Origin of the sequence: Salegentibacter salegens (genome assembly GCF_900142975.1) — a bacterium.
GTDB lineage: Bacteria > Bacteroidota > Bacteroidia > Flavobacteriales > Flavobacteriaceae > Salegentibacter > Salegentibacter salegens.
Map to the genome: position 1 here is coordinate 1,179,571 of NZ_LT670848.1, position 25,612 is coordinate 1,205,182.

Genomic DNA, 25,612 nt, shown 5'->3' on the forward strand with positions numbered 1-25,612 from the left:
TTTCAATGAAAAATTACTACTTTTTATTTCTTTGCATACTCATTTATTCCTGTTCAGAAGACGATGCCTCAATTCCTGAAGAAAGGCCGGAAGAAAATAATTTCTCTACTGAAATCTTCTTTTCTGAATATGTAGAAGGTACTTCTTATAATAAAGCGCTGGAAATTGTAAATCTTACCGGGGAAAATATCAACCTGGAAGCTGATGCATATTCCATTAAAAAACAATCTAACGGCACCGGCGACTGGATGGGTGAAGTTTTTCTGGAAGGTGATTTAGCGCACGAAGCGACTTTCGTTATCGCCCATGAATCTGCCCTTTCTGAAATCACTTCAAAATCCAATCAATTAAAATTTGGGGCACCGCTGGATTTTAATGGTAACGACCCTATTGGATTATTCAAAAACGGGGAACTAATCGATGTAATTGGAGAACTGGACAATTCTGAAGATTTTGCATTTGACCAAACCTTAAGAAGAAAGAAAACAAACACAGAACCATCTCTTGAGTATAATCCAGAAGATTGGGAATTCCTTGAAATGGATACTGTTGAAGATTTGGGTAGTTATTAAACTACGAAAGGAGTTATGTTATTGCGAGCGCGGGACGAGCCTGGCAATCTTTGGTTATAGTCCGCCTATTTTAAAAGGAACTTATTCAAAAAAGTACAGATTGCCGCAGTCGCCTAAAAAGACTCCTTCACAATGCCAGTACTTTAAAAGAGCAATACTTAAAAATAAAAATCGATTCGTGAATTCGTTGCAAAATCCCTTTTAATATTTTCTGCATTAACTTCCTAAAATATTTCCTTTAAAAAACCTAAATTTGTCTTTTCGCGAACAACACAAAACAACATAGAATGATCCTTTTCTTTGGAGACCAAACCACTAAGGTTTTTGCGGTAGAAACGCATACCAACCTTACGGCGCAAGACATCACTAAATTAAACTGGCTTTTTGGGAATACACAACAAATTAATAAATCTGCTCTGGCAGATTTTTTTGTTGGTCCCCGTGCCGCAATGATCACGCCCTGGAGTACCAATGCGGTAGAAATTACCGAGAATATGGGAATCCACGGCATAATTAGAATTGAAGAATTCTTGAGAATTGACAAGAACTTCCACGATTTTGACCCGATGCTTTCCCAAAAATACGAAGGTTTAGATCAGGATATTTTTGATATTCATATCAATCCAGAACCAATTATTGAAATTGAAGATATTGCAGCCTATAACCAGCAGGAAGGCCTCGCACTTAATGTAGAAGAGGTTGCTTATCTGCAAGGATTAGCCGATAAATTAGGCCGAAAACTTACCGATTCTGAAGTGTTTGGATTCTCCCAGGTGAATTCTGAACATTGCCGTCATAAGATCTTTAATGGCAGCTTTGTGATTGATGGAGAAGAAAAACTAAGTTCGCTTTTTAAACTAATCAGGAAAACTTCCGAAGAAAATCCGAACGAGATCGTTTCGGCATATAAAGATAATGTGGCATTTATCAACGGGCCACGCGTGCAGCAATTTGCACCAAAACTTCCCGATGTTCCGGAATATTACGAAAATAAAGATTTTGATTCGGTTATTTCCATAAAAGCCGAAACCCATAATTTCCCAACTACGGTAGAACCTTTTAACGGTGCTGCTACCGGAAGTGGGGGCGAAATTCGAGACAGGCTTGCCGGTGGAAAAGGCTCTTTACCTTTGGCCGGAACCGCGGTTTATATGACATCTTATTCCCGACTTGATAAAGACCGAAAATGGGAAGACGGGATGAAAGAACGCGACTGGTTGTACCAAACTCCAATGGATATTTTGATCAAAGCTTCTAACGGAGCTTCCGATTTTGGAAATAAATTCGGTCAACCTTTAATTTCTGGTTCTGTATTAACTTTTGAGCATTCAGAACACCAAAGAAGTTTAGGTTACGATAAAGTAATTATGCTTGCCGGCGGAATTGGTTATGGAAAAGCCAGCCAGGCGCAAAAAGATATTCCTAAGAAAGGCGATAAAATTGTTATTCTTGGTGGTGAAAATTACCGAATTGGAATGGGCGGTGCCGCGGTATCTTCCGCTGACACGGGAGAATTAGGTAGCGGAATCGAATTAAACGCTATCCAAAGAGCTAACCCTGAAATGCAAAAACGTGCTTCTAACGCGGTGCGCGGAATGGTAGAAAGTCAAGAAAACCCAATTGTTTCTATTCACGATCACGGTGCCGGCGGACATTTAAACTGCCTTAGCGAACTGGTTGAAGAAACCGGAGGAAAAATAGACCTCGATAAATTACCTGTTGGCGATCCTACTCTTTCAGCAAAAGAAATTATCGGGAACGAATCTCAGGAACGTATGGGATTGGTTATTGGCGGTAAAAATTATGACATCCTGCGCAGGGTTTCAGAACGCGAACGCTCTCCTATTTACCAGGTTGGCGATGTTACCGGAGACCATAGGTTTACTTTTGAAGGTTCTAAGTCTGGTCAAAAACCAATGGATCTGGCACTTTCAGATATGTTTGGAAGTTCTCCAAAAACCATAATGACCGATAAAACCGTAAGTAGAAGTTATGACGACTTAGTCTACTCTTCAGAAAATATAAACGATTATTTAACGCAGGTGCTTCAGTTGGAAGCAGTTGCCTGCAAAGATTGGTTAACCAACAAAGTAGACCGTTGTGTAACCGGGCGCGTAGCAAAACAACAAACTGCCGGGCCCTTACAGCTTCCGCTAAATAATTGCGGCGTAATGGCGCTGGATTACAACGGGAAAGAAGGTGTGGCAACTTCTATTGGCCACTCTCCGGTTTCGGCATTGGTTGATCCAGTTGCAGGTTCTAAAAATTCAATTGGCGAAGCACTTTCCAATATTGTTTGGGCACCGTTAGAAAAAGGTCTGAAGTCTATTTCTCTTTCAGCAAACTGGATGTGGCCTTGTAATAACGAAGGCGAAGATGCAAGGCTCTATGAAGCCGTAAAGGGAGTTTCAGATTTTGCGATCTCGCTTGGAATTAATGTGCCAACCGGGAAAGATTCGCTTTCCATGAAGCAACGCTATAAAGATGGGGAAGTACTTTCTCCGGGAACGGTGATTATTTCCGCAGCGGGACATTGCGATGATATAACGAAAATTGTGGAGCCAGTTTTGCAAAAAAATGGAGGTGACATTTATTACATCAATTTATCCCAAGATAATTTTAAACTTGGCGGATCTTCTTTTGCGCAAACCTTGAACAAGGTTGGAAAAGAAGTACCTACGATAAAAGATGACAAAAAATTTACCGATGCTTTTTATAATATCCAGGGATTAATTAAGCAGGACCTAATTCTTGCCGGGCACGATGTGGCTTCAGGCGGATTAATTACCACGCTTCTTGAAATGTGTTTTGCCGATAATAATCTTGGCGCCGATCTAGATTTTTCAGCCTTAAATGAAAAAGACAGCGTTAAATTGCTGTTTAATGAAAACTGCGGAATTGTTTTCCAGGCAAAAGACGATACGGCAGAAAAAGTACTTACCGATAATAAAATTGAATTCTTTAAACTTGGAAAAGTAACTGAAGGAAACGAACTAAAAATCAAAAACGGATCAGAAAACCTGAATTTCAATATTCCTGAATTGCGAGATGTGTGGTATAAAACCTCCTTCCTTTTAGATCAAAAACAAAGTGGTGTAGATAAAGCTACCGAGCGCTTCAATAACTATAAAAATCAGCCGCTGGAATTTAAATTTCCTTATGGGTTTACTGGTCAGCTTCCATTTCAATCTAATTTAATGGAGAAACCAACCCAACCCATTAAAGCGGCAATTATTCGTGAAAAAGGTTCCAATTCTGAACGTGAAATGGCTCGTGCAATGCACTTAGCCGGATTTGACGTAAAGGATGTGCATATGACCGATTTAATTTCGGGACGGGAAACCCTGGAAGATATTAAGTTTATCGCAGCGGTTGGTGGATTCTCTAACTCAGATGTTTTGGGAAGTGCCAAAGGTTGGGCCGGCGCATTTTTATATAACGAGAAAGCTAAAACCGCCCTCGATAATTTCTTTAAAAAAGAAGATACTTTATCGCTTGGAGTATGTAATGGTTGTCAGCTTTTTGTGGAGTTAGGATTAATAAATCCCGATCACGAAAAGAAACCGAAAATGCTTCATAACGCGTCGCATAAGTTTGAGTGTAATTTTACTTCCGTAGAAATAAAAGAGAATAATTCAGTAATGCTATCCACACTTTCTGGAAGTACACTTGGAATTTGGGCTGCACACGGTGAAGGAAAATTCAGTTTTCCATATAAAAGAGAGCATTATAATATCGTAGGAGAATATGGCTATGATAAATATCCGGCCAATCCTAACGGTTCTAACCACAATACGGCAATACTTACCGACGATACCGGAAGACATTTGGTTATGATGCCGCATTTAGAACGCTCAACTTTCCCATGGAACTGGGCATATTATCCAAAAGACAGAAAAGACGACAAAGTAAGCCCCTGGTTGGAAGCTTTTGTAAATGCAAGAAAATGGTTAGAGAATAAATAAATTTTCTTCAAAATTATTTAGAACGCCCGATTATATTTTTATTATCGGGCGTTTTCTATTTTAATGTAATGATTATCAATTTAATAAAACGAAATTTCAAAGTAATCATCCTATAAATTTAATCCTGTATTTATTAAATATTTTATATTCTTATTAATATATCTATGTTTATTTTAATATTTCAATTTGAAATAGGCTACAAATTTGCTATTTTGCAAAGTATATAATAATGCTACACCCTAATGGATAAACCAACAAGACTTTTTGACTTTCCTTATTTTCAACTGGAAAAACACGCTTTAGATAAGGCTTTAGTCACTAAATATAACGGAGAATGGAAAGCAATTTCCACCCAGGAATATATTGATCAGGCAAATGCAATAAGCCGCGGATTATTGAGATTGGGTATAAAACCTAACGATAAAATTGCCATAATTTCTACCAGTAACCGAACTGAATGGAATATCATGGATATTGGAGTTTTGCAAACCGGTGCTCAAACTGTACCTATTTATCCAACGATTTCTGAAGATGATTATCAATATGTACTGGATCACAGTGAAGCGATATTTTGTTTTGTTTCAGATACAGAAGTTTTGGAAAAACTAAATTCCATTAAACAAGACACCAAGCTTAAAGAGGTTTATACTTTTGATGAAATAGAAGGTTCAAAAAACTGGACTGAAGTTCTTGAACTAGGTAATGATAAAAGTAACCAGGATGAGGTTGAACAGTTAAAGAAAGCTGTTAAGCCAGACGATCTGGCAACTTTAATCTACACTTCTGGAACCACAGGTAGACCAAAAGGAGTTATGCTTTCTCATAAAAACCTGGTAAGCAACGTATTAGATAGCTCTAAGCGTGTACCTTTTGAACGGGGAACTTATGTAGCGCTTAGTTTCTTACCGGTTTGCCACGTTTTTGAAAGAATGATCCTTTATTTATATCAGTATTATTCGGTTTCCATTCATTTTGCAGAATCTATAGATAAAATTAGCGATAACCTTAAAGAAGTAAAACCCCACGTAATTACTGCCGTACCGAGACTTTTGGAAAAAGTTTACGATAAAATTATCGCAAAAGGTTCTACCGTTGGAGGCATTAAGCAAAAATTATTTTTCTGGGCTGTAGAACTCGGTTTGGAATATGAGCCTTACGGCCAAAACGGATGGTGGTACGAAAAACGTCTATCTTTAGCAAGAAAACTTATTTTCTCTAAATGGAAAGAAGGTTTAGGCGGAAATATTGAATTGATCGTTTCTGGATCTGCTGCGCTTCAACCGCGTCTAGCCCGTGTTTTTGCCGCAGCCGATATTCCGGTAATGGAAGGTTACGGTTTAACTGAAACTTCTCCGGTAATTGCGGTAAACGACCAGAGAGATAAAGGCTTTAGAATTGGAACCGTAGGAAAACCTATAGATAATGTAACGGTAAAAATTGCCGAAGACGGGGAAATCCTGGCAAAAGGACCAAATGTAATGCTGGGTTATTATAAAGAACCGCAAAAAACCGAAGAGGTTTTAAATGGTGACAAATTTTTCCATACTGGCGATATTGGGGAATTGGATAAAGACGGTTTCTTGAAAATTACCGATCGTAAAAAGGAAATGTTTAAAACATCGGGAGGAAAATATGTTGCACCGCAAATTATTGAAAATACGATGAAGCAATCTCGTTTTATCGAACAAATAATGGTAATTGGTGACGGCGAAAAAATGCCCGCCGCCCTTATTCAGCCAAACTTTGAATTTATCCAGGAATGGGCCAAACGCAAAAATATTGATATTGGTGATGGTTCAGAAAAAACTATTGCAGAAAATAACCAGGTTAAAGACCGTATTCAGGAAGAAGTAGATTTTTATAACGAAAAATTCGGAAAATGGGAACGTATAAAAGTAATAGAACTTACCGGCGAAGTTTGGGGAATTGAAGAAGGTCACCTCACTCCTACTATGAAACTAAAACGTAGAAATATAAAAGATCGTTATAAGAAATTATATGAGAAGATATACAGACCTTCATAATTATAGATTTTTTACAACTTAAGTTAAAACCCTTCTTTTTGAAGGGTTTTTTTATGGACTTTCCATAAATTTAAGTAATAAATATAAAGACCCGATAATTTATTCGATTTTACTATGCGTGCATAATATATTTTTCTTAACTTTGAGAATCAACATTCAAAAATGAAGGAAAAGACAATAGATTATGTTTTACGGGCCACCTGGATGGCAGTTTCTAAAATGTACAATGAAGAGGCCGGTAAAGCCGGAAGTACAATGTCTACCGGTTTTGCGCTTTTAAGCATAGATCCTGAAAATGGAACCCCTTCTACCTCACTGGGCCCTAAAATGGGAATGGAAGCTACCAGCTTATCGCGAATCTTAAAAACGATGGAAGATAAAGGATTAATTCTTCGGAAAAAAAATCCAAAAGATGGCCGCAGCGTCCTTATCTATTTAACCGATTTTGGACAGGAAATGCGGGAATATTCCAAAAAAGTAGTATTGCGCTTTGATGAAGCTGTAAAAGAAAATGTTTCAGAAGAAGATCTAAAAACCTTTATAGAAGTCGCAAATACAATTTTGAGCCTTATTTCTGAAAAGAAAATTTATAAAGAAGAAATTAGAATAGAATAAACCTCACAGGTTTTAAAAACCTGTGAAGTTTCAATAGAAACCGAAAACCTTATAGTAAAAACCAGATAAAAATTATGAAGAGAAGAATTAATAAAGTAGCGGTAATCGGCTCCGGAATTATGGGAAGCGGGATTGCCTGCCACTTCGCCAACATTGGCGTAGAAGTTCTCTTGCTGGATATCGTCCCGCGGGAACTCAACGAGAAAGAAAAGAAAAAAGGCCTCACTTTAGAAGACAAACAAGTAAGAGACCGACTGGTAAATGAATCTTTGCAAGAGTCTTTAAAATCTAAGCCCTCTCCTATTTACCATAAAGATTTTGCCAATCGAATAGAAACCGGAAATATGGAAGATGATATTTCTAAGGTTTCTGAAGTAGATTGGATTATCGAGGTGGTAGTAGAACGCCTGGATATTAAGCAACAGGTTTTTGAAAAACTAGAAAAACACCGTAAAAAAGGAACCTTAATTACATCGAATACTTCAGGAATTCCTATTCAGCAAATGAATGAAGGAAGAAGTGAAGATTTTCAGCAGCATTTCTGCGGAACGCATTTCTTTAATCCGCCGCGTTACCTGAAATTATTTGAAATTATCCCGGGACCAGATACAAAACCGGAAGTTTTAGATTTTCTAAATGAATATGGCGAAAAATACCTTGGTAAGAAATCGGTATTAGCGAAAGACACTCCGGCGTTTATCGGGAATAGAATTGGTATTTTCAGTATTATGAGCCTTTTCCATATGGTAAAAGATATGGATATGACCATAGAGGAAGTAGATAAACTTACCGGCCCGGTTATTGGCCGCCAAAAATCGGCTACTTTCCGTACGGTAGATGTGGTTGGTTTAGATACTTTGGTACACGTTGCCAATGGTCTTCACAAAGGCGTTCCTAATGATGAAGCGAACGATCTTTTTGCGCTACCCGATTTTATCCAAACCATGATGGATAACGAATGGTTGGGTAGTAAAACCAATAATACCGGTTTTTATAAAAAAGTAAAAAAAGAGGACGGCTCCAGTGAAATTAAGTCTTTAGACTTAGATAAGATGGAATTTCGCGATAGAAAAAGTGCGAAATTCGATGTATTAGAACAAACCAAGACTATTGATAACCTGGAAGATCGCTACGAAGTTTTAGTTGGTGATAAAGGAAAAGCTGGGGAATTCTACCGTAAGAACTTTGCAGCATTGTTCGCTTATGTTTCTAACCGAATTCCAGAAATTTCAGACGAACTTTATAAAATCGATGATGGTGTAAAAGCCGGATTTGGTTGGGAGCACGGCCCATTTCAAATGTGGGATGCCCTGGGTGTAAAGAAAGGTGTTGAAATGATGAAAGCCGAAGGCAAAGAACCGGCGGCCTGGGTTAATGAAATGTTGGATAATGGTAAAGATGCTTTTTACACCGTAAAAGAAGGAAATACCTATTATTACAATATTCAGAAAAAAGATTACACGAAAATTCCTGGTCAGGATGCATTTATCATTTTAGATAACATTCGCGAATCAAAAGAAGTTTTTAGCAACAGCGGTGTTGTGGTTGAAGATCTTGGCGACGGAATCCTGAATGTAGAATTCCGAAGTAAAATGAATGCCATTGGCGGTGATGTTCTAGACGGAATCAATAAAGCCATAGATATGGCCGAAAAAGATTACCAGGGATTGGTAGTTGCGAATAACGGAAAGAACTTTTCTGTTGGTGCAAACATCGGGATGATCTTTATGATGGCCGTAGAGCAGGAATATGAAGAGCTAAATATGGCGATTAAATACTTCCAGGATACGATGATGCGTATGCGCTACTCTTCTATTCCAACGGTAGCTGCACCTCATTCTATGACATTGGGAGGTGGATGTGAACTTTCACTTCACGCCGATAAAGTTGTGGCAGCAGCTGAAACGTATATGGGTCTGGTTGAATTTGGCGTTGGGGTAATTCCCGGCGGTGGTGGTTCTAAAGAAATGACCGTTCGTGCCGCAGATACTTATGAAAAAGACGATGTGGAATTAAATAGACTAAGAGAACATTTCTTAACTATTGGAATGGCAAAAGTGTCTACATCTGCACACGAAGCGTTCGATTTAAATCTTCTTCAGAAAGGAAAAGATATCGTGGTAGTAAATCAGGAAAGACAACTCACTATCGCTAAGAAACACGCTTTGCTGATGGCTGAGAATGGATACACAAAACCAATTGCTCGAAAAGACATTAAAGTACTTGGTAAACAAGCTTTAGGAGCTTTCTTAGTGGGAACCGACCAAATGAATGCCGGAAAATATATTAGTGACCACGATAAGAAGATCGCCAATAAATTGGCTTATGTAATGGCCGGAGGCGATTTATCTGAACCACAAATGGTAAGCGAACAATACTTGTTAGATCTAGAAAGAGAAGCTTTCCTTTCCCTAACAGGAGAACGCAAAACCCTGGAAAGACTTCAGCATATGTTGAAGAAAGGGAAACCACTTCGTAACTAAATAGTATAGTGTATAATGTAGATTGTATACTGTAATCTAAAGATGATATGAATTACTTCAAAGAATTAAAAGTTTGGCAAAAATCTATTGATTTAGTTACGGAGACTTATTCAAAAAGTAAGGAGTTTCCAAAAGAAGAGGTTTATGGATTGACGTCTCAGATTAGAAGATCTGCAGTTTCAATTCCTTCAAACATAGCAGAAGGTTGCGGCAGAAAAACTGCTAAAGATTTTGCTAATTTCTTGGGAATATCTCTTGGATCGGCATTCGAATTAGAAACGCAGTTGATAATTGCAAAAAATCTAAATTTTATGAATTCAGATGATTTTAAAATTCTTGAAAATGAAATTCATCATATTCAAAATATGATTATCAAATTACAATCAACATTATAAATAAGAGTAAAATGTATAGTGTAAAGCGTATACCGTTCACTTAATTAAATTTAAAATAGTTCAATTTACATTATACAAAATACACTATACAGAATAAAACAATATACATTATACAAAATACAATATACAATGAACAAGACAGCATACATAGTAAAAGCATACAGAACAGCCGTGGGGAAAGCTCCCCGGGGTGTGTTCAGGTTTAAGCGTCCAGATGATCTGGCTGCAGAAACCATAGAATATATGATGAAACAATTACCCGATTTTGATAAAACCAGGATCGATGATGTAATTGTAGGAAACGCAATGCCAGAAGCAGAACAAGGACTTAACGTTGGACGTCTAATCTCACTAATGAGTTTAGATACCGATAAGGTTCCCGGGATGACGGTTAACCGTTATTGCGCTTCGGGACTCGAAACCATCGCTATCGCTTCGGCTAAAATCCAAAGCGGAATGGCCGATTGTATTATCGCCGGTGGAGCAGAAAGTATGAGCTATATCCCAATGGGCGGTTACAAACCGGTACCAAATTATAATGCCGCAAAAGAAGGCAATGAAGATTATTACTGGGGAATGGGACTTACTGCGGAAGCCGTAGCCGAGAAATACAAAGTTTCCCGTGAAGACCAGGATGAATTTGCTTTTAATTCTCATCAAAAAGCTTTAAAAGCGCAGGAAGAAGGTCGTTTTCAGGACCAGATTGTTCCAATAGATATCGAAGAAACTTTTGTAGGAAAAGACGGCAAAAAGCAAACCAAAACCTATACAGTAAACAAAGATGAAGGTCCGCGTGCTGATACTTCTAAAGAAGTTTTAGGAAAACTAAGACCAGTTTTTGCTGAAGGCGGAAGCGTTACTGCGGGTAATTCATCTCAAATGAGTGACGGTGCTGCATTTGTAATGGTGATGAGCGAAGAAATGGTAAAAGAATTTAATCTTGAACCAATCGCCCGTATGGTAAGCTATGCACCGGTAGGTGTAGATCCTCGAATTATGGGTATTGGGCCGGTTCACGCAATTCCAAAAGCTTTAAAACAAGCTGGATTAAAACAAAACGATATAGAACTTATAGAGCTTAACGAAGCTTTCGCTTCACAATCTCTGGCAGTAATCAGGGAACTTGGATTAAATCCCGAAACCTTAAATCCAAATGGAGGTGCTATTTCTATGGGCCACCCACTGGGCTGTACAGGAGCAAAACTTTCGGTTCAAATCTTTGATGAAATGCGTAAACGCAATCTTAAAGATAAATACGCCATGGTAACCATGTGTGTAGGAACCGGACAGGGAGCAGCTGGAATCTATGAAGTATTTTAAATGATGAATGTTGAATGTTGAATGTTAAATGAATAAAATTGAAAAGTGAGAATATCATAGTAGACAAAACCTTTAAGTTTTCTCTTGATATAATCTCGCTTTTCAAAAAACTTCAAGAAGAAAGAGAGTTTATAATATCCAGGCAATTATTAAAATCGGCAACAAGTATTGGCGCTAATGTAGAAGAAGCAATTGCGGCACAATCAAAGAGAGATTTTATAAGCAAAATGTCAATCGCTTCCAAGGAAGCCAGAGAGACAAAATATTGGTTGCGACTTTTAGAAGATTCAGAAATAACAAAAATTGAAGTTTCAAATCATTTAAATGAAATCACATATATAATAAACATCATAACAGCTCAAAAAACATTAATAACACTGAATTATAAAAAGTTAGATCATTCAAAATTTATAATTCAAAATTCAAAATAATAGGATGGAAACAACAGAAAATAAAAAAGAACTTCTTCGCGGTGGGCAATTCCTGGTAAAGGAAACCAAAGCTGAAGATGTATTTACTCCTGAAGATTTTACTGAGGAGCAAAAAATGATGCGTGATTCGGTAAAGGAATTTGTAGACAGAGAGATCTGGCCGAAAAAAGAAGAATTTGAAAAGAAAAACTACGCGCTTACCGAAGAGGTAATGGGAAAAGCCGGGGAACTAGGCTTTCTTGGTGTTGCAGTTCCGGAAGAATATGAAGGTCTTGGAATGGGCTTCGTTTCAACGATGCTGGTTTGCGATTATATTTCAGGAGCAACGGGATCTATCGCTACTGCTTTTGGCGCACATACAGGAATTGGAACTTTACCAATACTGCTTTACGGAAATGAAGAACAACGCAAAAAATACATTCCGAAGTTAGCTACGGGAGAGTGGTTTGGCGCTTATTGTTTAACAGAACCAGGAGCCGGAAGTGATGCAAATTCAGGTAAAACAAAAGCTGAACTTGCCGAAGACGGGAAAAGTTATAAAATAAACGGACAAAAGATGTGGATTTCCAATGCGGGATTTGCAAGTGTTTTTATCGTTTTTGCCCGAATTCAGGATGATAAAAATATCACTGGATTCATCGTGGAATACGATAAAGAAAATCCGAATGGAATTACTTTTGGTGAAGAAGAGAAGAAACTGGGAATCCACGCCTCCTCTACCCGCCAGGTGTTTTTCAATGATACCGTAGTTTCTGCTGAAAATATGCTTTCAGAAAGAGGAAACGGATTTAAAATCGCTATGAATGCGCTAAACGTGGGCCGAATTAAACTGGCTGCGGCATCTTTAGAAGCACAACGACGAGTAACCGATGTTGCGGTAAAATATGCGAATGACAGGGTTCAGTTTAAAACTCCAATTGCAAAGTTTGGTGCAATTAAATTAAAACTTGCAGAAATGGCTACTTCAGCCTGGGTTGGGGAAGCTGCCAGTTATCGTGCCGCAAAGAATATTGAAGACCGAATTAATCTTAGACTGGAAGCCGGAGAATCGCATTCAGATGCCGAATTAAAGACTTTTGAAGAATACGCAATAGAATGTTCTATTTTGAAAGTTGCCTGCTCTGAAGATGTTCAGAATTGTAGCGACGAGGGTATCCAGGTGTTAGGCGGAATGGGCTTCTCGGCAGATACTCCAATGGAATCTGCCTGGAGGGATGCCAGGATCGCCAGGATATATGAAGGTACTAATGAGATCAACCGAATGTTGGCCGTTGGGATGCTAATTAAAAAGGCGATGAAAGGCCACGTAGATTTACTTGGTCCCGCTCAAGCAGTTGGTGAAGAACTTACCGGAATTCCTTCTATGGACAAACCAGATTTTAATGAATTATTCGCTGAAGAAAAGAATATGATCAAGAAACTGAAAAAAGTTTTCTTGATGGTAGCCGGTAGCGCAGTTCAAAAATTTGGCCAGGACCTGGAAGAACACCAGCAATTACTTTTAGCTGCTTCCGATATTTTAATTGAAGCCTATATGGCGGAATCGGCTATTTTAAGAGCAGAAAAGAATGTGAATCGATTTGGTGAAGATTCTCAAAAAGAGCAAATCGCAATGGCCCAATTATATCTCTATCACGCGGTAGATATCGTAAACCAAAAAGCTAAAGAAGGAATCGCTTCTTTTGCTGAAGGTGACGAACAACGTATGATGTTAATGGGACTTAAGCGTTTCACTAAATACGACAGAATGCCAAATGTGGTAGAATTAAGAAATACTATTGCTGAAAAACTTACTTCAGAAAATAAATATTGTTTCTAAAAATTCTGATAAATCTGTTTTAAAAAAGACCGTCAAATTTAGACGGTCTTTTTTTATTGCTTAATTTTAAAATTATTCCAATCAATAAATTTCGAATAGACTTCAATAAACAGGTATGAACAACCAAATGAGATTGTTATTTTTAAGTTTCAGCATATTTTTGCTCCCTATTTCGGTTTTTCCTTTTCAACAAGATTCAACAAGCACTGAAGGTGACCTTCCCTCTGAAGAAAAAATAGCAGATTCTATTGCTTCTAATTATTTACCGAATAGCATAAAAGATTATAATGAAGCTTATTATTCATTAACCAGATTAAATAACCCTCTGGGTTTTCCGCCAAATAAATTCAATTTACAAACTCCGCAGGCTACCTTAGAGCATTTTGTAATTAGTTGTAGAAACAAAAATTTTAAAGAAGCTGCCTATGCATTAAACCTCAACCTAATGCCTAAAACCATAACCGAGGATGAAGCAATAGATATGGCTCAAAAGCTTTATTTCGTGATGGACCAAAGGGTTGCAATTAATTGGGATGGTTTACCCGATAGGCCCGATGGGCAGGTAGATATTAGAACCACCACCAACCAGGCAGTAGCCGGAGCTCCCAGAAGAAGTGTTGTTTTTGGTGAAACAAACATAGAAGACCGCGATATAATTTTTAGGCTGCAAAGAGTAAAATACCAGGATTATGGGGCTTTTTGGTTAATTTCTGCCAATACCGTGGAAAATACAGAAGAACTCTACCAGGTTTACGGCCCAACATTTTTAGATAGGCATATGCCAACCTGGTCACAGGCTAAAATTGGAACCGTTCCTCTATGGAAACCTGTTTTAACAATATTACTGTTAATAGTTTCTTACATTCTGGGAAAAGTGGTTATTCTACTAATTAGAAAAATTGCTAAATTATTTGAAAAACCAATTATCCTTGCTTTATCTAAACGCCTGGGCGTGCCGGCGGCCTTAGCAACCGGAGTTTTGTTTTTCTATGTGACTCTTAATAATCTAATTTCTTATTCCGGTGCTTTTTCTAGCACCATTTACGCTATTCTACTCGCCGTTGTCATTGCCTCGATCACATGGTTTTTTATGCGAATTTTAGATTTTGCGATGCGTTATGTTGCCGAAAATAAAATAGGCGATGTTACTTCAGAAAATAGCCACGAATCAAGACAACTTTTCACTTATTTATCAGTAGCCAGGAGAATCTTAACCTTTACCGTGGTGATTGTGGGTACAGCAATTATCCTTTCGCAATTTCGTTCTTTGGAGAAACTAGGAGTTTCTATGCTGGCCTCTGCCGGATTGGCGACTATAATTTTAGGTATTGCTGCTCAAAGCACTTTGGGGAATATTATTGCTGGAGTTCAAATTGCCCTTACCAAACCAGCCAGAATTGGCGATACTGTTATTATAGAAGACCGTTGGGGATATGTTGAAGATATTAGGTTTACCTATATGATAGTGAGAACCTGGGACCTTAGAAGGCTAATTGTTCCTTTAAAAACAGTGATTTCTGATACTTTTGAAAATCTTTCTATTACAAGTCCGCATTCAATAAATGAAATTGAATTCTATGTAGATTACCGGGTAGATGTAGATAAATTAAGAACGAAATTTAAAGAATTGCTTGAAAACTCTGAAGAGTGGGACGAAGAACATCCACCAATGCTACAGGTTACCGAAATGACAGAAAAATCTCTCAAACTTAGAGCAATATGCAGTGCCAGTACCGCCACTATTGCCTGGGAACTTCATTGTAAATTAAGGGAAGAAATGGTGGCGTATATTAAAGAACTTGAAGAAGGTATATATTTTAGTCGTTCACGAGTAGAATTAAAGGAACCACATTTTAAAACTGAAGATCCTAAAAAAGCAGATAAATAAATACATATGACCTCAGACCCTTTACTATTTAAATATATTCTTTCTGGTGCAATTAGCCTGCTTGTTTGCTTCTTCATAGCGTTTTATATTCTAAAGAAAATAGGTAAAGATCCACGAAACATACTACCTGTAAATTTTGCACAAAGGGTTTGGATTCCACTTTTAATTTTTCTTGCTGCTTTAATCTTAAAAATCGCCCTGCTAAGCAAGATTTTTATATATGAATACACCTATAACATTCTCCAACCCATAAGTACCCTCGGAATAATACTCAGTGCTACCTGGTTAATTATTCTCACGCTAAAAATTCTCAAAAACCGCATGCTGAAGCGGTATGATGTAAATACTTCTGATAATTTAAAGGCCAGGAAAATTTATACACAATTTAATATCCTTGAGAATATTATCATTTTTATTATCGTAATTATGGCTATAGGAATTGCCTTAATGAGTTTTGAAAGCATACGCTCTGTTGGAGTAAGTGTTTTAACTTCAGCAGGAATTGCGGGAATTATTATAGGTTTTTCGGCCCAAAAAGCTATTGGAACTTTACTGGCGGGAATTCAAATTGCATTTACGCAACCCATAAGATTACAGGATGCCGTAATTGTAGAAGGCGAATGGGGATGGATTGAAGAAATTACACTTACCTACGTGGTGATTAAAGTTTGGGACAAAAGAAGATTGGTAGTACCCTCTACCTATTTTATTGAAACTCCTTTTCAAAACTGGACTAAAAATTCAGCCGATCTTTTAGGTACCGTATTCATTTATACAGATTATACCGTACCTGTAGATAAAATTAGAGAAGAACTGGATAGACTGCTTGAAACTACTCCGCTTTGGGATAAACAAGCCAAAGTAGTACAGGTTACCGATGCAACTGATAGGTCTATGGAAATAAGAATTTTAGTAAGCGCTAAAGATTCTCCAACCGCATTTGATTTACGCGTATTTATTAGGGAGAAACTCATAGATTTTCTTAAAGAAAATTATCCGGAGAGTCTCCCTAAAAGTCGCGTGCAAATTAATAAAGAAGATGACAAACAAGTTCAGAATCCTAAAACTCACTAAGCCAGGTCTCTTCAGAAGTTGTGCCCAAACTAAAATTAGCAGCTGTTTCTATTAGCGCCAAATGGGAATAAGCCTGCGGAAAATTACCCAACAATCTTTTGGTCTCGAAATCTATATCTTCACTAAATAAACCTAAATGATTACTATAAGAAAGCAACTGATCAAACATTTGTTTTGCTTTCTTCTTTTCTCCAACTTTAAAAAGACTGTCAATTAGCCAAAATGTACAAATAGTAAAAGAAGAAGTTGGTTCTCCAAAATCGTCTTTATTCTTATATCTATACATTAATCCGTCTTTACACAATTCCCTTTCGGTTGCGTGTACCGTACTCACAAAACGCGGATCTTTCGCTTCAATAAACCCGTATTGCTCCATTAATAAAGTTGAAGCATCTAAATCTTTAGACCCATAATATTGGGTATATGCCTGTACTTCTTCATTCCAGCCGTTATTATAAATATCATTATAAATTTCGGCACGTAAAGACTTCCAATGCGTATCGTTAATTCCCATTCTTAAAACTTCCCCAATCTTTATCGCTCTGTCTATCGCCACCCAGCAAAGGAGTTTTGAGAATACAAAATGCCGGTCTTCGGTACGTAATTCCCAAATTCCTTTATCGGGTTTCTGCCAGTTTTCTTCTACAATACTCACTATTCCGCGTACTACAGTCCAGAGTTCTTCTGAATTTTCTAAAGAAGTTTCAAATTGATTGAATTGCTGATAGATCACCTCCATCAAAATTCCGTAGATATCATTTTGCTTCTGAATATAAGCAGCATTTCCGGTCCTTACCGGATGAGAATCTTTATAACCCGATAAGTGATCTAAAATATGTTCGGTAAGCTCCTTCTCCCCGTTAATTCCATACATAATCTGGATTTTCTCATCTTTATCTGGGATAATATCTATGATAAATTGAAGAAAATCTTTAGCCGATTTTATATGGCCAAGGCCTGCCATTACTTTAATTACCATAGAAGCATCACGAATCCAGCAGAAACGATAATCCCAGTTTCGCTCTTCCCCAATGGTTTCGGGCAAAGAAGTGGTGGCTGCGGCTAAAACCGCACCAGATTTTTTATAACTAAGGCATTTTAAAACCAAAGCGCTACGCATTATTTCATTTTCGTAATGCGTATAACGGGTAGTTTTGGCGCTCCAATTCATCCAATAAGTCTTGGTTCGCTGAAATTTTAAATAAGATCTATCTAAAGATTGCGTGATAAGCTTTTCGTGATAACCGAGTAAAAAGTAGGCATTCCCGGTTAATTCAAGTTCCCTTTCTTCTAAAACATCATTCAGGTCAAAACTAGAATATAGAAAAAGCGAATCGTATTTACCTTCTTTGGTAAAACTTTTAATATAATTTCCTTTAAATTCATTGTAGGTTTTTTCCCGGGCAAAATCTAAACGAGGGTCATATTTCACCTTAAATTTAGGCTTTCCGCTAATTAAACGTATAAACCTAATTATATCTGGCGGGGCGTAAAAGGAACCATCTTCACGGGGATAACGCGGCATAAAATCTATAACCTGAAAAGAATTTTCTCCATCGGTAAATTCGGTATTTAAAATATTGGTTTCCCAAAGATATTCCTGGGTAATTTTATAAGAATCGTCTACGATAATTTCAAAACTTCCACCTTTTTTCTCGTCCAGTAATTTTGCAAAAACCGCGGCCGAAGCAAAATTTGGCAAACAACACCATTCTAACGAACCTGTTTTTGATATTAGTGCCGCACTCTTGCAATTCCCTATAATTCCGTAATCTAAATTCTCCATATACTCTTAAAATTCTTTAAAAAGACTTGTCGTGTAAAATGATTTTCGGAAATTTAATAAAAATCAATTTCGCAACAACAGCATTCACATATAATTATGAGTAAGACAATAATAATTTCCAACCGATTACCATTACAAATTAACCTCGAAGATAACAACCTGGAAGTCACGCCGAGTGTAGGCGGGCTCGCAACCGGCTTAAAATCATTTCATAAGGATGGTGATAGTATTTGGATTGGTTGGAGCGGACTTACCGAAGAGGAAATTCCTGAAAATCTTTTAGAAGATGTTAAAGAAAAAGCCCGAAAGGAAGATTGTGTTGCTGTAAATCTTAGTGAAGAAGAAATTGAAGGATTTTATTACGGGTTTAGTAATCGTACCATTTGGCCGCTTTTCCATTATTTTATGGAATATACCGAAGCCGATAAAGATCACTGGGAAATTTATAAAAGTGTAAATAAAAAATATGCCGAAGAAGTACTGAAGCATTATAAAGAAGGAGACCACATTTGGGTGCACGATTATCAATTACTTTTAGTCCCAAATATGATTAGGGAACAGCAACCTGAAGCAATTATTGGATTTTTTAATCATATCCCCTTTCCTTCTTATGAAGTTTTTAGAACCCTGCCCTGGCGTGATGAAGTTTTAAAAGGAGTGCTGGGTGCCGATTTAATTGGTTTCCACACCTACGATTACGAAAGGCACTTTTTAAGTTCGGTAAGCCGTATTTTGCGCCACCAGGTGAATTTTAATGAAATCACCCTTCCGGAGCGTATTGTAAAAGTAGATTCTTTCCCAATGGGGATTGATTATAACAAATTTGAAGACGCAGCATTAAATCATTTTAAAAATACTGCCGAACAACGCACCGAATTACAACGAAGGTTAGATCATCACTCAAATGAAACACCTGAAGCTAAACTTATATTAAGTATAGATCGATTAGATTACACCAAAGGAATCGCCAACCGAATTCGCGCTTTTGAATATTTTCTTGATAGACATCCAGAATTCATTGAAAAAGTTAGACTGGTCATGCTTGCTGTACCATCCAGGTCTAACGTTCCGCAATACCAGCGTTTAAAACGTGAAATAGACGAATTAGTAGGAAGAATAAACGGAAAATTCTCTACCGTAAGCTGGACGCCTATCTGGTATTTTTACCGCTCCATGCCTTTTGAAAACTTAATTGACCTTTACACCAGTTGTGATATCGCTTTATTAACGCCAATAAGAGATGGAATGAACCTGGTAGCTAAAGAATTTATAGCCACTAGAGTAAATCAAACCGGGGTGCTTATTTTAAGTGAAATGGCAGGTGCAGCGCACGAAATGAATGAGGCTTTAATAATAAATCCGAATAATTTTGAGCAAATTTCAGAGGCCTTAATTCAGGCTATAGAAATGCCAGAAGAAGAACAGAAACAACGTAATAAAATACTTCAAAAGCGATTAAAACGCTATAGTGTAGAGAAATGGGCAAACGATTTTATGAAAGCCTTAGATGAAACGAGTCAGGATAGGGATGCATTTAAAGCGAGAAGAATTTCCTCTAAAGTTTCAGATGAAATTCTGGAGAAATTTAAAAACGCGAAAAACAGAATTTTATTCCTTGATTATGACGGTACCCTCGTGAATTTCACCGATAAACCTGAAAAAGCGAAACCAGACCAGGAATTAATAGATTTGGTTCATAAGCTAAATCAGTCTGAAAATACCGATGTAGTTCTTATTAGCGGAAGGGATAAAGACACGCTTGGGTCGTGGTGGCAGCAAATTCCCGTAGAACTAATTTCTGAACATGGAGTTTGGATGCGACAAAAAAATAGCGAATGGGAACTTTCAGAAAATGTAAATAACGACTGGATGAGTGCTGTGCGACCGGTAATTGAAACATTTGTAGATAGAACACCGGGTACATTTATAGAAGACAAAAATTATTCCCTTGCCTGGCATTATAGAAAAGCCGATCCTGAACTGGGAGAAATTAGGGCCAACGAGCTTTCTAATGTTTTAAAAGAATTAATTTCTAACCGTGGTCTAAGTGTTTTAGAAGGTAATAAAGTACTGGAAATTAAGAGTAGCGGGGTAAATAAAGGGAAAGCCTCAAATAAAAAACTGGTTGGCAAAGATTACGATTTCATTTTTGCAATTGGAGACGATTGGACAGATGAGTATATGTTTGAAGAACTTCCAGAAGATTCTTTTACGGTTAAAGTTGGGATGAAGAAAACCAGCGCCCGGTATTATGTAGAAGACACTTTAAAGGTTAGGGATATTCTTAAAAAATTTGCTGAAATTTCATAAGTTTTTAAAGTGTTAAATTCCTTGACATTTTCCAGGAAAGTTTATGCATAACTTAACTTCAAAAATATGGTAACTGCGTGATTATAATCTAATTTTACATTAAACAAAATTACGAACCAAACTTAAAACTTAGATCGATGAAATCAGGAAAAATGTTATTAGGATTAATATCAGGAGCAGCTGCAGGAGCGGCCCTAGGATTATTATTTGCCCCTAAAAAAGGTGCAGATACAAGGAAAGCGATTTCAGATTCAAGCAACGAAGCTATAGAAGGAACTAAAGGAAAATTCAACGAATTCTCTGACTCTTTAAGCCACAAAGTTGATGCCTTGAAGAATAAAACTAAAGCCAGCCTTTCTAACTCGAAAGCTGATCAAAAAGCACACGAAGCAAAAGCTGAAATTCATAATATGAAAGCAAGCTAAATTGTAGTTAATTAGAATGTGATTTAAAATCCCGGCAAATTTTGCCGGGATTTTTTTGTTTTATAATACTGCTAAAACCATATTTAATTGTGCTATCACCCAAACTTTGGGTATTTTAGAAGCTATAAAAAATTATTATATGATTAGAAATATACCCTGCCTTGCCCTACTCCTGTTTTCAGGACTAATTTTTCAACAAACCAATGCGCAAACAGACCAGCGTATTTATGAAATAATAGAAAACGTTTCAGCTGATAGTATTGAAGCCGATATTAGAAAACTTGCCGGTTTTGGAACCAGAAATACTTTTAGCGACACGGTTTCTGACACGCGTGGAATAGGAGCCGCACGTAGATGGATAAAATCTGAATTCGATAATATTTCCAATAATTGTGATAATTGTCTTGATGTTTTTTACCAAAAAGACTTTGTCACTACAGAAGATGGCGAACGCATTCCGCATGATGCCTGGGTTGTAAATGTGGTGGCAGTTCAGAAGGGAACCAAATATCCAAACCGTTATATTATTATGAGCGGCGATATAGATTCCCGCGCCAGCAATACTATGGATTTTGAAACCGATGCCCCCGGAGCCAACGATAATGCCAGCGGAATGGCCGGTGCCATCGAGGCAGCCAGGGTATTATCCCAATATCAATTTGAAAGCAGCGTGGTTTACGTAGGCCTTTCAGGTGAAGAACAAGGTTTGTTTGGCGGGAAAGGTCTTGCCGAATACGCCAAAGAAAATGACTGGGAGATCATTGGAGTTTTAAATAACGATATGATTGGGAATATTGAAGGTGTAGATGGCGTAATTGATAATCGCTCTTTTAGAATATTTTCTGAACCCGTTCCTCCAAATGAATCGGAGAGGGAAAGAACTATGCGCAGGTTTTACGGTGGTGAAGTAGACGGAATTTCGCGTCAACTTGCTCGTTATGTGCATAAAACTACTGAAACTTATATGCCTGAAATGAACCCAATGATGATTTATCGTTTAGATAGATTTGGTCGCGGTGGCCATCACCGCCCCTTCAACGATCTTGGCTTCCCGGGCATTAGGATTATGGAAGCCCACGAAAATTATAACCGTCAGCACCAGGATATCAGGACTGAAGACGGTATTGAATATGGCGACGTTGTAGAAGGAGTGAATTTCGATTATGCTGAAAAACTTACGGCTGTGAACGCCATAAATATGGCCAGCCTGGCCTGGGCCCCACCGGCTCCTAAAAACGTTGAAATTGGTGGAATAGTAGAACCTTCCGCAAAATTACGATGGGATAAAGTTGAAGGTGATATTGCCGGCTATAAAATTTACTGGAGAGAAACGACTGAAGCTCATTGGCAATATTCCCGTTTTGTAGGAGACATAAATGAATTCACCCTTGATGGAATTGTTATAGATAACTTCTTCTTTGGTATTGCTGCAGTAGGAAAAGACGGACACGAAAGTGTGGTGGTTTTTCCTTCGGGAGTTTTTAGATAGGAAATTGAAAGAATTTTCAATTAAAATTTTATAATTATGAAATATTTACATCACTTACTGGTATTGCTTTTCTTCACGTTTTCTCTTTTTTCCTGCGGAAATAAAAACGATAAAAAAGAGGAAAATAAAGATGAAGCTAAAGTTGAGACCGATACTACAGTAGCTCCAAAAACTGAGGACGAAGAACTTTCTGAATCTCCAAGACATCACGAATGGGTTACTTTATCACACAACGACAGAGAATTTCAGGCTTTTGTAGCATATCCTGAAACAAATGAGGCTACAAAATCTGTGATTGTAATACATGAAAACCGTGGTTTAAATGATTGGGCAAGATTGTTTGCCGATAAACTTGCTGAAGCCGGCTATTTGGTGATCGCTCCCGATTTGATTTCGAATACACAAGAGGGGAAACGCCGCACCACCGATTTTAAAAATCCAGATGCTGCCAGGGATGCCATTTATGCTTTAGAGCCTCAACAAGTCACTGCCGATCTTGATGCGGCATTTAATTATATTAAAGAAGATTCAGCATCAACGGGAGAAGTTGCCGTAGTTGGATTTTGTTGGGGCGGTTCACAAACTTTTAGGTACGTTACCAATAATCAAGAAATCTCTTCTGCCCACGTTTTCTATGGAACCGGTCCTGAAGATGTAAAAGCCATTGCCAATATTTCTGCTCCTGTTTATGGTTATTATGGCGGTGATGACAACAGGGTCAATTCTACCATTGAAGCCAGTGAAAAAATGATGGAAGAAGCCGGCAAGACTTATAAATATGAAATCTACGAAGGCGCTGGTCACGCTTTTATGCGCAGCGGCCACCAACCAGATGCCGAAAAAGTAAACAAAGAGGCTCATGAGAAAGCCTGGGAGCGACTTAAAGATCTTTTAAAATAGCTGATTATTATTAACAGTTTAACTATACTAATTTAGTTACAAGCGTTTAATTATTTTTCAAATACATTTCTTGAAAGGGCGTTCCATAGGGATGCCCTTTTTTTGCTTATGATCTAATTAACAATAGTTTGGGCAAACCTTAATAATATTAGTAACAATATTGTTTAACTTTAGTAGTCTAACCAAACAAAAACTAAGATTATGGCAGAAATTAAAATTGAAAAGAAAAAACCTATTTGGCCCTGGATTCTTCTTGGCCTAATAATCCTCGCAGTAATATTATATTTTGTGATCGCCGATAACGACGACGATGATGATTTTAATGAAGAGGAAAATACCGAACAGGTTGCAACACCTATGGAGACTGAAGAAGATACTGAAACCGCAAGCTGGGAAGAAGATAACCTTTCTGGAGAAGAAAGTGTTTCTAAATATCTCACCCATATTAGTGACCAGGAAAAAATGGGAATAGACCATGAATATAGTAGTCAGGCCCTGGTATATCTCATAAATGCTCTAGAAAACAGATCAGAAGAAGCTAATATTGATACTGAGGTTGAAATTCAGGAACTCAAAAATGATGTAAGAGATATAAAAGAGGATCCGCAAGCACTTACCCACGCAAATACTATTAACGATGTGGGTGCCAAAATAGTAGACCTTATGGAGAAAATGCAGGAAGAAAAATTTCCAGACATTTCCCAGGATGTTCAGGAGGTAAGAACAGCATTACAAAATATTGAACCTTCAACTCCTACCCTAGATCAAAAAGATGCAGTTAATTCTTTTTATAAAGAAGCTGGCGATGTAGTACAGAATATGAAAATGAGCTAATTAAAAAATTAAAAAGATTATGTCAAACAATGATAATAACAACAGAAATAGAGATAAACATTTGTTCTATTTAAATGAACTTTCAGACTATAAAGTAGCAAGTGATGATCCAGATGTACGCGGCTGGAAAGTAAAAGATGTAGACAACCGGGTTATAGGCCAAGCAGACAACTTTCTTGTAAATAAAAATACAGAACGCGTTGTTTACCTTGATGTAGAAGTAGACAAGAGTATCCTTGAAGCAAATCACGATCCCTACCGGTCTTCTGCAAGCGAAGGGGTTCACGAATTTGTAAATAAAAAGGGCGAAGAACATTTAATAATTCCTATTGGTCTTGTAAAATTAAATGAGGATGACAAGTTTATTTATACAGACAAGGTGAACCACAGAACGTTTGCCGAAACTAAGAGAAAGAAGAAAGGTGCTAATATAGACAGAGAATATGAAGAAGTTGTTTTAGCGTCTTATAACAGGGGTATTACTTCTTCAGATAGTCGTAAGCAAGACGAAAGCAGGCAGGCAAAATTTGACAAAGATACTGCTACTAAAACAAGTAATCGGGAAACAAACTCAAGAGATTCAGATGTTTCTCGTAACGAGCCTACTACTCATAAGAAAGGTAGTGAAAGTGGTAAAATAAAGGATGATTTTAATCCTTCAAATTCTAAAAAAACAAGTTTCTCGAGCGAAAAAAGTAAAGACTCCAAGCCCGGGGCTTCCCAGGCAAAGACAGACGCTGCTTCCGACAGAAGAGACCATACCGATGATGAAGACTTCTATAACAAGAAGGAATTCGATGATAAAAATTATCGAAAAAAGAAATAGATTATCAAAAGGGAAACTAAAAAGTTTCCCTTTTTTCTTTTAGCAGAATTCTATTTTTTTTCAGCAGGATTCTTTAAAAATCCTTTTCTAAAATTATAAGAACCGTTTCTTTGCTTATGATCTAATTAACAATTGTTTGGGGTAATCTTAATAAATTAAGGAAACAATATTATTTACCTTTAAATAGTATAACCAATCAAACAATATTATGGCAGAACTTAAAGTTGAAAAGAAAAAGCCAGTTTGGCCGTGGATTCTTTTAATAGCTATTATCATACTTGGAATATTATTTTATGTATTCGCTTATGATGACACTAATGACGATGTAGACGACATTGATGATACCAATGATATTGAAGAATTGAATGATACTTCAGGCATCAATGTTAAGGAAAAAGGTGAAATCAGCTCTTTTCCTAATAAAGAATTGATTTCGTAACCAAAAAACTATGCATT

19 protein-coding genes are annotated in these 25,612 nt (G+C 37.3%); 18 read left to right on the top strand and 1 reads right to left on the bottom strand.

All coding sequences use genetic code 11. The features are described from left to right. Positions 1–5 precede the first annotated feature (5 nt). The 11 genes from B5488_RS05360 to B5488_RS05410 all read left to right on the top strand — a co-directional run bounded on the left by B5488_RS05360 (position 6) and on the right by B5488_RS05410 (position 16,586). Positions 6–572: a lamin tail domain-containing protein gene (locus B5488_RS05360; RefSeq protein WP_079734320.1), complete on the top strand. Its 567-nt coding sequence runs from the start codon at positions 6–8 to the stop codon at positions 570–572. Between the two features lie 287 nt (positions 573–859). Next, positions 860–4,537 carry a phosphoribosylformylglycinamidine synthase gene (gene purL / locus B5488_RS05365; protein ID WP_079734321.1) on the top strand — a complete coding sequence of 1,226 codons (3,678 nt, stop codon included), beginning with the start codon at positions 860–862 and terminating at the stop codon, positions 4,535–4,537. Positions 4,538–4,779: 242 nt separating this feature from the next. Next, a complete protein-coding gene (locus B5488_RS05370; protein WP_079734322.1) occupies positions 4,780–6,561 on the top strand; it encodes an AMP-dependent synthetase/ligase in 1,782 nt (593 codons plus the stop codon). 162 nt (positions 6,562–6,723) lie between these two features. Beyond that, the gene (locus tag B5488_RS05375; protein ID WP_079734323.1) at positions 6,724–7,176 is read left to right on the top strand and encodes a MarR family winged helix-turn-helix transcriptional regulator; all 453 of its coding nucleotides are present in this window, start codon (positions 6,724–6,726) and stop codon (positions 7,174–7,176) included. A gap of 74 nt (positions 7,177–7,250) precedes the next feature. Then, complete coding sequence (locus B5488_RS05380; protein ID WP_079734324.1) at positions 7,251–9,659, top strand: 3-hydroxyacyl-CoA dehydrogenase/enoyl-CoA hydratase family protein; 2,409 nt, start codon at positions 7,251–7,253, stop codon at positions 9,657–9,659. A 47-nt stretch (positions 9,660–9,706) separates the two neighbouring features. Further along, positions 9,707–10,054 (top strand): four helix bundle protein, encoded by a 348-nt coding sequence (locus tag B5488_RS05385; RefSeq protein ID WP_079734325.1) that lies wholly within the window; start codon positions 9,707–9,709, stop codon positions 10,052–10,054. Positions 10,055–10,183: 129 nt separating this feature from the next. After that, entirely contained in the window at positions 10,184–11,374 is a 1,191-nt protein-coding gene (locus B5488_RS05390) for an acetyl-CoA C-acyltransferase (protein ID WP_079734326.1), read from the top strand. A gap of 38 nt (positions 11,375–11,412) precedes the next feature. After that, entirely contained in the window at positions 11,413–11,805 is a 393-nt protein-coding gene (locus tag B5488_RS05395) for a four helix bundle protein (RefSeq protein ID WP_079734327.1), read from the top strand. A 4-nt stretch (positions 11,806–11,809) separates the two neighbouring features. Continuing rightward, positions 11,810–13,624: an acyl-CoA dehydrogenase family protein gene (locus B5488_RS05400; RefSeq protein ID WP_079734328.1), complete on the top strand. Its 1,815-nt coding sequence runs from the start codon at positions 11,810–11,812 to the stop codon at positions 13,622–13,624. Positions 13,625–13,739: 115 nt separating this feature from the next. Then, positions 13,740–15,512 carry a mechanosensitive ion channel family protein gene (locus tag B5488_RS05405; RefSeq protein ID WP_079734329.1) on the top strand — a complete coding sequence of 591 codons (1,773 nt, stop codon included), beginning with the start codon at positions 13,740–13,742 and terminating at the stop codon, positions 15,510–15,512. Positions 15,513–15,518: 6 nt separating this feature from the next. Next, entirely contained in the window at positions 15,519–16,586 is a 1,068-nt protein-coding gene (locus tag B5488_RS05410; protein WP_079734330.1) for a mechanosensitive ion channel family protein, read from the top strand. On the opposite strand, the gene B5488_RS05415 is transcribed toward B5488_RS05410, so the two are convergent. Beyond that, the gene (locus B5488_RS05415; RefSeq protein ID WP_079734331.1) at positions 16,573–18,372 is read right to left on the bottom strand and encodes a glycoside hydrolase family 15 protein; all 1,800 of its coding nucleotides are present in this window, start codon (positions 18,370–18,372) and stop codon (positions 16,573–16,575) included. The genes B5488_RS05410 and B5488_RS05415 overlap by 14 nt on opposite strands. Positions 18,373–18,468: 96 nt before the next feature. Between B5488_RS05415 and B5488_RS05420 the strand changes: the two genes are divergently transcribed. The 7 genes from B5488_RS05420 to B5488_RS05450 all read left to right on the top strand — a co-directional run bounded on the left by B5488_RS05420 (position 18,469) and on the right by B5488_RS05450 (position 25,595). Continuing rightward, positions 18,469–20,682, top strand: a complete 2,214-nt coding sequence (locus B5488_RS05420; RefSeq protein WP_079734332.1) for a bifunctional alpha,alpha-trehalose-phosphate synthase (UDP-forming)/trehalose-phosphatase — start codon at positions 18,469–18,471, stop codon at positions 20,680–20,682. A gap of 137 nt (positions 20,683–20,819) precedes the next feature. Beyond that, positions 20,820–21,107: a YtxH domain-containing protein gene (locus B5488_RS05425; protein ID WP_079734333.1), complete on the top strand. Its 288-nt coding sequence runs from the start codon at positions 20,820–20,822 to the stop codon at positions 21,105–21,107. Positions 21,108–21,246: 139 nt separating this feature from the next. After that, positions 21,247–22,596: a M28 family metallopeptidase gene (locus B5488_RS05430; RefSeq protein WP_079736535.1), complete on the top strand. Its 1,350-nt coding sequence runs from the start codon at positions 21,247–21,249 to the stop codon at positions 22,594–22,596. A 36-nt stretch (positions 22,597–22,632) separates the two neighbouring features. Beyond that, positions 22,633–23,496, top strand: coding sequence for a dienelactone hydrolase family protein (locus B5488_RS05435; RefSeq protein ID WP_079734334.1), 864 nt, complete (start codon positions 22,633–22,635; stop codon positions 23,494–23,496). A gap of 201 nt (positions 23,497–23,697) precedes the next feature. Then, entirely contained in the window at positions 23,698–24,330 is a 633-nt protein-coding gene (locus B5488_RS05440) for a hypothetical protein (RefSeq protein ID WP_079734335.1), read from the top strand. Between the two features lie 19 nt (positions 24,331–24,349). Continuing rightward, positions 24,350–25,156, top strand: coding sequence for a hypothetical protein (locus tag B5488_RS05445; protein WP_197686300.1), 807 nt, complete (start codon positions 24,350–24,352; stop codon positions 25,154–25,156). A 208-nt stretch (positions 25,157–25,364) separates the two neighbouring features. Continuing rightward, entirely contained in the window at positions 25,365–25,595 is a 231-nt protein-coding gene (locus B5488_RS05450) for a hypothetical protein (protein WP_079734336.1), read from the top strand. The last annotated feature ends 17 nt before the right edge of the window (positions 25,596–25,612 follow it).

What these genes read in the sequence shown, in the direction of transcription:
- B5488_RS05360 (WP_079734320.1), top strand. Translation starts at nt 6, where the DNA reads ATGAAAAATTACTACTTTTTATTTCTTTGCATACTCATTTATTCCTGT.
- purL (WP_079734321.1), top strand. Translation starts at nt 860, where the DNA reads ATGATCCTTTTCTTTGGAGACCAAACCACTAAGGTTTTTGCGGTAGAA.
- B5488_RS05370 (WP_079734322.1), top strand. Translation starts at nt 4,780, where the DNA reads ATGGATAAACCAACAAGACTTTTTGACTTTCCTTATTTTCAACTGGAA.
- B5488_RS05375 (WP_079734323.1), top strand. Translation starts at nt 6,724, where the DNA reads ATGAAGGAAAAGACAATAGATTATGTTTTACGGGCCACCTGGATGGCA.
- B5488_RS05380 (WP_079734324.1), top strand. Translation starts at nt 7,251, where the DNA reads ATGAAGAGAAGAATTAATAAAGTAGCGGTAATCGGCTCCGGAATTATG.
- B5488_RS05385 (WP_079734325.1), top strand. Translation starts at nt 9,707, where the DNA reads ATGAATTACTTCAAAGAATTAAAAGTTTGGCAAAAATCTATTGATTTA.
- B5488_RS05390 (WP_079734326.1), top strand. Translation starts at nt 10,184, where the DNA reads ATGAACAAGACAGCATACATAGTAAAAGCATACAGAACAGCCGTGGGG.
- B5488_RS05400 (WP_079734328.1), top strand. Translation starts at nt 11,810, where the DNA reads ATGGAAACAACAGAAAATAAAAAAGAACTTCTTCGCGGTGGGCAATTC.
- B5488_RS05405 (WP_079734329.1), top strand. Translation starts at nt 13,740, where the DNA reads ATGAACAACCAAATGAGATTGTTATTTTTAAGTTTCAGCATATTTTTG.
- B5488_RS05410 (WP_079734330.1), top strand. Translation starts at nt 15,519, where the DNA reads ATGACCTCAGACCCTTTACTATTTAAATATATTCTTTCTGGTGCAATT.
- B5488_RS05415 (WP_079734331.1), bottom strand. Translation starts at nt 18,372, where the DNA reads ATGGAGAATTTAGATTACGGAATTATAGGGAATTGCAAGAGTGCGGCA.
- B5488_RS05420 (WP_079734332.1), top strand. Translation starts at nt 18,469, where the DNA reads ATGAGTAAGACAATAATAATTTCCAACCGATTACCATTACAAATTAAC.
- B5488_RS05425 (WP_079734333.1), top strand. Translation starts at nt 20,820, where the DNA reads ATGAAATCAGGAAAAATGTTATTAGGATTAATATCAGGAGCAGCTGCA.
- B5488_RS05430 (WP_079736535.1), top strand. Translation starts at nt 21,247, where the DNA reads ATGATTAGAAATATACCCTGCCTTGCCCTACTCCTGTTTTCAGGACTA.
- B5488_RS05435 (WP_079734334.1), top strand. Translation starts at nt 22,633, where the DNA reads ATGAAATATTTACATCACTTACTGGTATTGCTTTTCTTCACGTTTTCT.
- B5488_RS05440 (WP_079734335.1), top strand. Translation starts at nt 23,698, where the DNA reads ATGGCAGAAATTAAAATTGAAAAGAAAAAACCTATTTGGCCCTGGATT.
- B5488_RS05445 (WP_197686300.1), top strand. Translation starts at nt 24,350, where the DNA reads ATGTCAAACAATGATAATAACAACAGAAATAGAGATAAACATTTGTTC.
- B5488_RS05450 (WP_079734336.1), top strand. Translation starts at nt 25,365, where the DNA reads ATGGCAGAACTTAAAGTTGAAAAGAAAAAGCCAGTTTGGCCGTGGATT.